General features: G+C 43.7%; 6 protein-coding genes. All 6 read right to left on the bottom strand.

Translation table 11 applies throughout. The features are described 5' to 3' along the window. Positions 1-14: 14 nt before the first annotated feature. Positions 15-398 (bottom strand): hypothetical protein, encoded by a 384-nt coding sequence (locus ACO1R6_RS12105; RefSeq protein WP_486265077.1) that lies wholly within the window; start codon positions 396-398, stop codon positions 15-17. Between the two features lie 103 nt (positions 399-501). Further along, positions 502-2,001, bottom strand: coding sequence for a DUF1501 domain-containing protein (locus tag ACO1R6_RS12100; protein ID WP_486265076.1), 1,500 nt, complete (start codon positions 1,999-2,001; stop codon positions 502-504). Positions 2,002-2,053: 52 nt separating this feature from the next. After that, the gene (locus ACO1R6_RS12095) at positions 2,054-4,486 is read right to left on the bottom strand and encodes a DUF1549 domain-containing protein (protein WP_486265075.1); all 2,433 of its coding nucleotides are present in this window, start codon (positions 4,484-4,486) and stop codon (positions 2,054-2,056) included. Positions 4,487-5,031: 545 nt separating this feature from the next. Then, positions 5,032-6,537: a RagB/SusD family nutrient uptake outer membrane protein gene (locus ACO1R6_RS12090; RefSeq protein WP_486265073.1), complete on the bottom strand. Its 1,506-nt coding sequence runs from the start codon at positions 6,535-6,537 to the stop codon at positions 5,032-5,034. An 11-nt stretch (positions 6,538-6,548) separates the two neighbouring features. Then, entirely contained in the window at positions 6,549-9,638 is a 3,090-nt protein-coding gene (locus ACO1R6_RS12085) for a SusC/RagA family TonB-linked outer membrane protein (RefSeq protein WP_486265072.1), read from the bottom strand. Between the two features lie 406 nt (positions 9,639-10,044). Continuing rightward, positions 10,045-12,219 (bottom strand): c-type cytochrome domain-containing protein, encoded by a 2,175-nt coding sequence (locus ACO1R6_RS12080; protein ID WP_486265070.1) that lies wholly within the window; start codon positions 12,217-12,219, stop codon positions 10,045-10,047. Positions 12,220-12,336: the final 117 nt, after the last annotated feature.

Genomic DNA, 12,336 nt, shown 5'->3' with positions numbered 1-12,336 from the left:
GAAACCTTAATGGTTTACTGGTCGAGAGTTCTTTCTGTAAATGCCACAGCTTCTGCTACAGTAATCGAAAATATTCCAGCCTCTCCTTTATTAAAATGCTTTTGCCATTCTAAATAGCCTTCTCTAAAATCAGGAAGGTGGGCGTTACTCTTTTGAAGTTGCGTTACACTATTATCTAAAGATGTTAAGCTAAAAGGCATGTGAACTATGCTATGTCCATAATATTTATCTGATTGTTTACTTTTCAGGTTTACATTATCTACAGCAATATGGATTATGGTGCCTACATTTGGGTATTCTTCAATTTTTAAAATAGTTAAATAGGAGGCCTCTTCTCTCTTTCTCGTTTTATAATTCCAAATCTGTCCAACTCTGTATTCCCTTTTTGAATTATTCATTTCAGCATTGTTTTTCTTTGATATTACAACTTGTGATAATGAAGTTAAAATTCAAAGAATCAGGCCAAGATTAACTTTACAGCTCTTTAAAATCACTTAACTTTTAAGCTTGTTTTACCTCTTTGGGTGCTTCTTTTTTGCCAAATAATTCCATTACCGGTTTGGCTATACCATCAGGTGTAGTATAAAAAGGCCGTTCTTCAATTATGGCGTGGGCATCTTGCGGTATGCCTAAGGCATGGTAAACAGATTGGTGAATCTGGGCAATTTTAACTGGTTTTTCAATGGTTTTGCAGGGGCGTTCATCGGCGGTTTTGCCGTATACATGTCCTTTCTGAATACCACCGCCAAACATCAGGATAGAGCAACCGTCGGTAAAGTGGCGGTGCATACCGTAATTCTTAATATCGTTGATGATAGTGGGTTGATCTACCTGGTGCTTCACTTCGGCGCCCGGGCGGCCTTCCAGCATCATGTCGCGGCTAAATTCGCTGGCCAGAATCACGAGCGTACGATCCAGGTGGCCGGTGCGTTCAAGGTCTTTAATCAATTGGGCAACCGGCGCATCAATCTCTTTTTTCATGTCGCGTAAGCGCGTATGACCATTTTCGTGGGTATCCCAACCCAGAAAAGGAACATACTCGGTGGTTACGCTAATAAAGCGGGCACCTTGTTCGGTGAGCCGGCGGGCCAGCAAACAGCCTAAACCAAACTTACCGGTATTGTAAATATTGTAGCTTTCTTTGGGTTCTGTAGTTAAATCAAAAGCTTTGGCTTCCGGCGAGTTCAGAAACATATACGATTGCTCCATCGCCCGCCTAAGCGATTCTTTCTGGTAATCGCTGCCAAATTCGCCAAAGGCGCTCTCGCTGATTAATTTATTATAAAGCTGGTTGCGGCGCTCAAAACGTTTATACGACATGCCTACCGGTGGTTTTACACTATCTAGCCCGGTGGTAGGGTCCGGAATCATAAACGGCCCAAATTCATTGCCCAAAAAGCCGGAAGTATGAAAAGCTTTGAGTTCTTCGCCTTCGCCTAAAGTTAAACGCTGCCCAATATCAATAAAGGCCGGAATAACCGTGTTTTTAGGACCAAGTTCTTTCGCAATCCAGGCGCCCATGTGGGGCGCCGCTACGGATTGCGGTGGTTCGTAACAAGTGTGCCAATGGTATTGGTGACGGGAATGCAGAATATGACCTAAATCGGCGGCCACGTAGGAGCGAATCAAAGTACCTTTATCCATGATTTGCCCGATTGACTCCAAGCCTTCGGAAAACTGAATGCCATCCAGAACGGTGGGAACAGCTTTAAAAGTACTTAATACCCGGTTAGAATCCAGGCCTTTTTCAAAAGGGGTATATCTTTTCGGATCGAAGGTGTCGGTATGGGCCATGCCACCGGCCATCCAAAGCAATATTACGGTATCGGCGGTAGAGTTGGCCAGGCGCTGTTTAACGGCATCAGATGCTAATAAAGCTTTATTTTTATCACGGCTGCAGGAGGATAATAAACCGGCTACGGGTGCCCCGGCCGCTAGTGCACCCAGCGTTGCGGCACTTGCCGTTTTTAAAAATTCTCTTCGGTTCCATTTGGAATGCATGGCAATAATTATTTTTAATATTTAATCAATTAAACTAAACAGACCTTCTTCTCTAATAAATCAATTGAAATTCTGGTAACAGTACTACCGCCCACAGAAAATCCTGCACATCCTCAGGGTCCGGCGACTCGCCGAGTACTTGCCTGGCCACATTGTATTCTTTAGGTAAAGGGGCCCGGCCGAGTGCTTTGCGGTAAACTTCCTTAATAATCATGTCGCTATTTTTATAACGGGCTACCCAATTATTGGCTCCTCTTTTTAATACGTTATTGAAGGCTTTGCCGTTGGTTAACTCTAAGGCTTGTAATAAATTAGCCTGCGAATCGCGGCCGGTAATTACGGTTTCGCGGTTAGGCCGGCCCAAAGCGATTAGAAAGCCGTCGTTTTTTACCAAAGAGGCGCGCACAAATGGGGTATTGGCCTGCTGGGGCTTTAATTCCGGAAAATGCTTATACTGCACCGCCGAATCGGAATAAACCGGTTGAATGGTGCGGCTAACCGCATCGGCAAATTGTTCAGCGGACATGCGTTTGCGCAGCATACCGGTAAATCGAAAATCCTGGGCATTAATTTTTTGCTCGTCCTGAATTTTTACCGAAGGCAGTTGATAGGTTTTAGAAGTCGCAATCAGGTAAATGAGTTCTTTAATATCGTAGTTGCGTTCTACGAAATCGGAGGCCAGCCAATCTAATAAATCCTGGCTCCAGGGCTCATTATCCATCGCATCTACCGGTGCCACAAGGCCTCTACCAAACATTTGTCCCCAAACGCGGTTTACAATGGTGCGATACAGGCGGCCATTAGCCGGTTTAGATAAGTTTTCAGCCAGTTGCCGTAGCTTTTCTTTTACCGGAGCAGCTTCATCAATGGTACCCAGTTCTTCCCACAATATTTTGGTTTCGGCCATTTTGCCGGTGGGCACATCGCAGCGGTTTATTTCCAGGGTTGTATCAGCAAAAATATTCGCAAAAGCATACGCATCTTTTAGTTTCCAATCGCTGATAAAGCTATCGTGGCAGGAGGTACATTTTAAATTTAACCCCAATAATACCTGCGATACGTTTTGGGCGGCCTGCATTTCGGTTCGCTGGCTGGCATTTACGGCACCCCGCCATTTTATGCCTTTAATAAAACCTGCCGACTCTTTACTGGGGCTTAAAAGCTCTTTAACAAACTGGTTATAAGGTTTATTATTTTGTAAAGATTTGTATAACCAATCCGAAATATTATAACGGCCTTTGGTAATATATCCGGTACCCGAATAATCGTTCCGGAGGGCATCGTTCCAGAAGGTAAGCCAATGCAAAGCGTAGTCGTCGTTGCGGTTTAGCAATTGTCTTACCCAAATATTTCTTTTATCGGGGCGTTTATCCTGAGCAAAGGCCGTTAGCTCTTCGGGTGTAGGCACCATACCAATAATATCCAGGTAAATTCTTCTTAAATAAATGCGGTCGTTTACCGGGCCTTGCCAGGCAACATGGTTCTTTTTAAAATATTCATTTACCCAAATATCAATGGGGTTTTGCAAACTGGCCGTGGCTGGAGGCAATGCCGGGTTTCTGGGTTTTAGTTCGGCTACCCGGAAAATGCTTTTTTGTCCTTTATCCGGCCAGGGCGCGCCTTTTTCGACCCAGTAAGTAATCAGTTGAATATCTTCTTTACTCAGGGGTTTGCCTTTGCCCGGCATGGCTTCTTTGTGGCCGGCCGGCAAGTTTATACGCCTGATAAGTTCACTTTCGTGTGGTTTGCCTGCTTCCAGAATGGGGCCGTGTTTACCACCTTTAAAAACCAGATCTTTTTGGTCTAACCGGAGCTCGCCTTTAGTCTTATCGGAACTATGGCATTTATAGCAGTTATGCGCAAAAATGGCCCGTACCTGGGTATTTAATTCTATTTCCTGCTCGTGGCTTAACTTATTTCCTTTTTCCTTTAATGAAACCAAATTAAAACTGCTTTTACTGCCCGGTGCGCCTTCGTAATCGTCGCTCCAGGGGATTACGCTGGTCAGGTACATGTCGCCGTGGGTTAAAGCCGCCCCGTAATGACCAGCCGCTGTTACGCCAAAAGCGGTAAATATGATAACGCCACGGTAATATTTTATTAAATCCCAGCGGTTTTGCTTTTGAATAATGTAGAGAAAAATTGCGGCTGCCAAACCCAATACGGCCGTAGCAATGCCGGTCCAGCGGTGTATAGCCAGGGTATTGCCGCCATAATCTTCTTGACCAGCCAGTATTAAGCCCAACAAAGCTGACAGAACAGCCCCGGCAGCGCCTAATACCACCAGTAAATCTATGCCGGGCCGAAGGCGAGAAGTAAAATTTCTGAAAGTAATAATTTCGAGAATGGCCGCTAAACATAATAAAGTAACCGGAAAATGTACTGCCAAGGGGTGTAACCTGCCCAATAATTTCCACAACCAAAAAGTGTTGTTTTCTGCAGTACCGGAGGCAACTGAATCGGCCAGGCTACTGGATATAAACATTGGGCAAAAAAGCAGGAGCGCCAAAGAGGCCAAAAGGAAGAGGTGTCTGTATTTACTTAAGGCATTAACATTCATTTGGTGTTGTTCTAATTCTAATAGAAATTAATGGGCTAGCAAACGGAACGAAATTTTTCTAATATAAGCGTAATATCCCTGATAACTATCCTGTACTGTCCTGCTAGTTAGGTTAAAAGTGGGGTTATGTTTGTTTTTGTTTAATGATAACAAGCCGGCTGGAAGTAACTGTTTTATTTATTTTTAAATTGGTCTTATCAGAAATGAAGAAGGGTAGTGTCTGGAATATGACTTCTATCTTTATCAATAAGAAATTGTATAGACTTTTTATATATCATTCTGTTTATTGCCATCGATGGTGTTATTTCTGATGATATTTAGCTTAACCTGATGGCTATGGTAATTACACCTTCTGTTCGAAACTGCAAGTAAGAAGCAGCTTTCTTTAACTCAATTTATATACATCATAAAAAATCAGCTAACATCCGACCGATGGCGGCAGAATGTTAGCTGATGATAAAAGGCTGGTATTAGTAACCTGGGTTTTGGCCTAATTCTTTGTTAATTAAAATTTGTGGGGCTGGAATCGGGAATACGTGCTCATTTTCGGTGTACACGTAATCGAGGGCATTAAAAGCAACGCCGCCGCGCGGAACAGTAGGATTAGCTTTTTCTTTGGCCGCATAGGCATTCATGAACTGGGCTAATTCGGCGGGCGTTTTGGTTCGTTTTAAATCAAACCACCGGTGGTTTTCAAAGGCCAGTTCTATCCGGCGTTCTTTTAAAACGCGGTCGCGGAAATTAGCTTTATCCAGGCCCGATAACTCGCCTAAGTCGGCCCGCTTGCGAACCTGATTCAGGTAACCAAAAGCCTCAGAAGTTGGTCCGGATTGTTCATTAATGGCTTCGGCCAGCATTAATAAAACATCGGCGTACCGCAACACCGGCCAATTTGTATCGGTGCGACCCGCAATCGTGTGCTGGTAGCGGTATTTATTTATGTACGGCACCGCCACTACCTCGCCTTTAGCATTGGTAAAGCTGGTTTTTAAAGAAATATCTTTGCGTAAATCGCCGGGTTCATAAGCCGCGATAATATCGTTGGTCGGAATATTACGCCCACCCGGTACAATGTTGGCAAAACCAGTTATTACACCGGCCGATAGGCGCGGCGCAAACGTATACATAAAGCTGCTCCATTCGCCTAAATCGTTGCCGCCCTGGTATTGTATTTCAAATAATGATTCAATGCCATTCTTTTTGGTTGGATCAAAATTATCGGCGTAATTGGTTACCAAAGCATAGCCCAGGGGCAGAATTTCTTTTAAAGTAGTAACCGCCTCGGCGTATTTTTTTTGAGTCAGGTAAACTTTGCCCAGTAAAGCCAATGCTGCTCCTTTGGTAACCCGGCCAGCATTGGCGGCATTGTATTTTACGGGCAAAGCCTGCGCCGCATCTTTCAGATCTTGTTCAATCTGGGCATAAGTGGCAGTTTCCGGCGACCGTTTTAAAGCAAAAGCTTCGTTGGGGTTTTTAAGGGTAGAGGTGGTTAATACTACTTCGCCAAAATACCGGACTAAGTCGAAATAATAAAAAGCCCGGATAAATTTTAGCTGACCCTCTAAAGGCGCTTTGGTGGTGGCATCTATGGTGGTGCTGGCCGCTAGTTTTTCCAGCGTAAAATTGACATTGTACATAGCGGCGTAATAATTATTCCACAGGTTAGAGATTTCGGCGTTGCCGGAATTTACCGTAGAAAATTCAAAAGCTTCCCAGCCGCTGGCGCCGCCCCGGTCCGAGGGGTTCAGGTCGATGGTGGTATTATCGGAAGTAAATTCCTGGAAGATGTAAGCTGTATTGGTAATACCTTGTAACTGGCCGTAAACCCCGTTCAGGGCTTGTTCTACCTGGGTTTGATTTTTATAAAACAAGTCGGAGCCAATGCGGGTGGGGTCGGTAGTAACTAAAAAATCATCGTCGCAGGAATACCCAACCAAGCTCAGACAAATAATTCCTATAGCGGTTATCTTTTTCATTTGCATACATTTTAGAAGTTAAGTCGCGCACCTAAAGAAAATGTTCTGGGAACCGGATATGCCTCGTCGTCGTTGTTCAGCTCGGTTCCGCCTCTTACGCCGGCATCGGGGTTGTTGCCGGGGTAGTTAGTCAATAAAAACATGTTAGATGCATTGATAAATATGCGGGCATCAGTCAGGAAAGATTTCATTTTGGGCAAATTATAGCCCAGGGTAATATTTTTTACCCACAGGTGGCTGGCGTCGTACACGTAGCGCTCGCTGCTTTCCCTAGACCATTTAAAATAATTGGTACCGCCCTGCGAGTTTTTATGGTTAGGGTCTGAGCCTGGATTTTCGGGCGAGCGCCAGCGGTCTTTGGCTTTATCCAGCACATTAAATACGCCGTCCATGTTCATGGTAGAAGCCTCAATGTTGCGGTACACATCGTAATTTTGGGCACCCATAAATAAAATATTAAAGTCAAACCGTTTGTAGTCGGCAGCAAAGGTCCAGGCCCAGGTAAAGGCCGGATTGGGATTACCAATTTCTACCATGTCTTTGGTATCGTAAGTAATTTCGCCATTGCCATCGGCATCCCAGAACTTCATACCGCCCGGAATTACACCGTCTTGTTTAGGTGCGGCATCAATTTCGGCCTGGGTGTTAAAAATGCCTAGTTTTTTATAACCGTAAATCATACCAATAGGGCGGCCCACTTTTTGTACGTTGTAGCCGCCGTAGAAGCTGCCGTACCAGAGCATGTCGTTTTCGCCTTTAATGGCCAATATTTTGCTGCGGTTAAAAGTAATATTGGGAGTGGTCCGGAAATTTACCTGACCAATAGTGGCTTTAAATTCTAAGCCTAATTCTATACCCCGGTTCTGAACTTTGCCAATGTTGGCCAAGCTGGTAGTAAAGCCCGAAACTGATGGAATAGAGATGGGCAATAACATGTCGTTGGTAATTTTATTATAATACTCGGCAATTAAAACCACTCTATTATCTAAAAGCGCTAGATCCAGGCCTAAGTCTAATTGGTTCGATTTTTCCCAACCCAGTTCGGCATTGGCAAAAGAGCTCACTACTTTACCAGGGGCAAAAGCATTACCTATAATGTAATTATTGGCGTTCATGAAAGCCAGGTGCGAGTAATTTCCAATGTTATTGTTACCGGTCATCCCCCAGCTACCCCGCAGTTTCAAATCTGAGAGCCAGGTGAATTTAGGCATAAATGATTCTTCGGAAAGCCGCCAACCCAGCGAAAAAGCCGGAAAATCACCGTACTTGTTTTCGGCGCCAAACCGAGAACTACCTTCGCGCCGCATAGAGGCAGAAAACAAATATTTATCGCGGAAAGAATAATTTAAACGGGCTAAGTAAGCCAGCAGGCTCCAATCGTACTCATAAGAATTAGAAGAGCGAATGGAGGCGGCTCCTAAATAAGGTACCAAATCATCCGGGAATGTATTACCCGTACCATCAATGCCCCTAACTTTTTCTGTTTGTGCGGTATAGCCCACCATAACATCCAGGTGATGATTTGCCCCTAATTCGGGAGCATAGGTTAATATTTGGTCGGTAGACAGGTTATATAGTTGCTCGTTCAGTTCGCGGGCCGTAGCTATACGGGGCGGAGCGCCAGTGGTACCTGAGGCTACCGCCAAACCAATGGTAGACGGTATATATTCTTTATAGGTATTAAAATTAACTTTGGCATTTACCGACGACCGAAATTTCAGTCCCTTGATAATATTAAACTCTAAATAGCCATTGGTTAAGGCATCGGCAATGTTGCGGCGGCGCATAACGTTGTGCAGTACATATACCGGGTTAGGAAAGCCAAAAACACCATCGTTGCCGCCAATGTAAGGGCGTAATGTACCATCTTCGTTATACACGGGCTCCCGCGGGTCCATTAACAAAGTAGAGCCTACCAGCGCACTGCGGCCTTCGGTAACAGCCGTGTTTTGCTTGGTGTGGCTACCGTTAATATTAAAGCCCATGGATATGTACTTATTTATTTCGCCGGCAATATTGGCCCGGGCCGAAATACGCTCATAATTTGTTTTAATAATGGTTCCTTGTTCATTAAAATAGCCCACCGATAAAACTGATTTAATGGGTCCTTTACCAGACGAGAGTGTAAGGTTATAATCCTGGTAAGGCGCATTGTGGTGCATAATTTCGTCGTACCAATCAGTAGAATATTTGGTTTGCTCCGGAAAACGGTAACCAATGGGCACTTCTTCTATAGATGGTTCGCGGTTTTTGAAGTAGCGGATATTATCCATGAAAACCTCTTTTTTAAACTGGGCAAACTCTACTCCGTTCAGTACTTTAACCCGGCGCGAATCTGGAATATTTTGCACCCCATAATCGGCGGTAAATGATAAATTGGTTTTGCCTTCTTTTGCGTTTTTGGTGGTAATTAAAACTACCCCGTTAGAACCCCGGGCCCCGTATATAGCCGTAGAAGCCGCGTCTTTTAGAATGGTAATACTTTCAATGTCGTTTGGGTTTAAATTTTGGCCTACGCTGGTGCCTACTGCAAAGCCATCTATTACATACAAGGGGTCGCTACCGGCTCCCAACGAACTCATGCCCCGTACCCGCACTTCAAACTGACCGCCGGGCGCACCAGTTTTTTGTTTAACGGCTACGCCCGGGGCCTGCCCTTGAATCAGGCGGGTAACGTTAGAAGCTGGTACTTCACCAATATCTTCCATATTAATATTAGATACCGCGGCGGTAATATCGCGTTTGCGCTGGGTACCATAACCTACTACCACTACTTCTTCTAAAGACTTAGCGTCCGATACCATTGATATATTAATAGTAGTTCGGTTATTAACTGCAATTTCCTGTGGGTTATAACCAATAAAAGAAGCTACCAAGGTGCCGGTGCTGTTAGGCAAATTAAGGGTGTAATTACCAGATGGATCAGAGGTGGTACCATTGGTAGTACCTTTTAACAGAATGGTTACTCCCGGTAATCCTTCGCCTTTGTCGTCGGTTACTTTGCCTTTAACCGAAACACTCTGTGCCCAGGCGCTGGTGGTAATAAAGATTAATTGAAGCAGCAGTAAATACCTCAACTTTTGTTGTAAATAATCCTTCATAAATTAACATTTTGAGTGTGGTGAAATAATTTAAAACAGATTATATTTTAAAGAAGAATTAAAGGGTAAGCAGGTAAGAAAATTAAAATATTATAAAGCAAAGATCTGCCGGAAAGCAGATGGCTTAGCCAAGATACGCTTTTAGAAAATTCAAGGAAATTAAAGCTCAGGTTAACATTATTACTATTAACCGATAGATTACACTACTATTTATATTGTAGCTAGCTACATAACTTCCAGTAATTGAATCTTAATATAGAAATTAAGTAAAAGCCAACTATCCTGCTGTATCCTGCTCTTTAAGAAAAATTTAAATTTTGTACTACTGTTATAAATATACTGAATGGATCTATTAAACTTTGGGAAAATACTTGTGGAATTTTAAAGCTATAGCTTGTATTTTTTATTAATTTAAAAATATTTCGTCAATCAGGAGTAAGCCCGGTTTTCCTTTGCGAGGGTGCCACGCCGGCAATTCAGGTAAAGGTTTGGCCATTATTTTAAGGTAAGAAACCTGGTGCGGTTTAAACTTGCCTTCTATTAATTTGATGATTGGTTTTTTTACTTCCTGCGGTTGGTCTGGGGTGAAAGTTGTTAGTAATTGCAGCTTATCTGGGGTAGTTCCCCCCCAAACTTCTACCAAGGCGGGCGGAAAAATATTATTCTCTGATTCGATTAGAATATTCATAGCTATTGCCGATACGGTAACCGGCTGCTTAAATTCAGAAACTAATTCCATTGGGTTATTATAAAAGCCGGCCCAATTATTAGCCCAGGCCGGGCTATTGGCGTTAAACGTACCTAATTCGCCGTCGAAGAACGTTTTGGCACCGTTGGCTTGGTGTACGCGGTTAAGCGGGTAAACCAAACGCACACTATCAGGTTTAAAGGCGCTGCGGTAAAAATTAAATACAGCTACCTCGCTGCCCAGCCAACCGCTTTTAAAAGCTTTGGCTTTCAAGGTTGTCATGTCAGCTAAGATAGTGCCGGGCTTAAATACTGGCGAATGAATGCTGTCGGGTTCGCTGCCATCGGTCGTGTACCGGATATCTACGCCTTTTATAGGGTGATGCAACTGCAAGTTCATGGTTTGCCGGAAAATAGGAGCGCTGTTTTTAAGCTGTGGCGGATTAAGTTTAATTAAATTAGTGTCATCGGCTTTAAAGCCCGAAATAAAATTAACTGCCGGATAGGCCTTTTGTAATTGGGCTATTTCGGCAGTAGTGAAAGCGGTATTCCATAAAACAATTGTTTTTAAACTTTTAGAAGCAGGTAGTAGTTTTTGCAAATCTTTAAACCGAATCTTGGTGCCGGCCAGCGACAAACTTTCGAGGTGTTTTAAAGTAACTAAATCGGCTAATCCGGGGCCGGTAATATCTGTAAAGTTCAGGTTTAAACGGCGCAGGTTCTGGAACTGGCCTATATTTTTTACATCCGTATCTTTTACCGGCATTTTGTTTAAATCCAGCGATATAATTTGCTCTTTTACTTCTTTCAACTCGGCCAGGGTATTAGCGGAGTAAGCCTGTTTGTTATACACGTTTACTGTCAGGGCCGGCGATTCTTTAGCTAGCGGTGCAATTACCCGGTAATTGGTGTTTAGTTTGTGTATGGTTTTATCGCTGGCGGCGGCAAAGGAATAGGCTGGCTCAAATGCTTCTGTTGGTTTTAAGAAACTTGCCGCTAATAATCGAAGCGAATCCTGGGCAGGTAAATCAATTACTTTTTTATCAAACTCGGCATTGCCCTTAATCCATAAATTTAAAATAGTGCTTTCTTCGGCGGTGAGTTGCGCTTTGCCTTTTGGTGGCATGTGCTTTTTATCTTCTAAAGGCAAATAAATCCGTTGCAGGAGCAAACTCAGTGCTGGTTTGCCGGGTTCAAATAATTTACCGGTTTTGCCGCCTTTTTGCACCGATTCCGCACTATTCAGCATTAATTTGCCTTTTACTTTATCGGGGTTGTGGCAGCTAATACATTTCTTTTCGAAAATAGGCTGAATCACATGGTCAAAAACAACTGCTTCTTCCAGCGGCACCGTGGGGGTATCGGCAATTGTAATGGGTTCCAGAATAAAGTTTTCGCCGTGGGTGAGTACCGCCCCATAATGCCCGACAAAAATGAGCGAAAAGGTAGTAAGCAGGGCACCGGCTTTGGCGGCGCGGTCGTTGTACCAGCGGGCATTCCGGCTCCAGTAAATAAAAGAAGTAAAAAACAGCAGTCCTACGCCCAGCCATTTATGCCATTGCAGCGCCGCGCCTTCGTACCCGCCTTCTTTCGATAGAAACAGGCCCATTAAAATGGTTATTGCCGAGAACAGGATGCCCGCCAGAAATAAGTTAGAAGTAAAGCTTTCATAAAATTCCTGGGTACGGTATTGGGTCTTAAACCGGAAAAACTCCAGTATCATGGCCAGTAGCAGCAACACAATCGGGAAATGCAGCAGCAACGGATGCATCCTGCCTATGGGCTGCAGCCAGATTGGTACAGTTATTTTGCTTTCAAAAACAACTAAGAATAGAATGAAAATATTAAAAGCAAAAAGTAGATTTTCGGCATAACCCCGCAGGTTGCTGTTCATGGTGGAAGAGGGAAGAATTTTTTTATTTATTGTTGGTTAAAGGATTTATATCGTCAGCCGGCCTAAACAACAAAGAGCAAATATTACTTTCGCGAGCGTCCTCGCTCGTGAAGGTTT

Source organism: Adhaeribacter sp. (assembly GCF_057359045.1).
The sequence above is the reverse complement of the archived record's forward strand: the minus strand, read 5'-3'. Positions and strand labels throughout refer to the sequence as shown.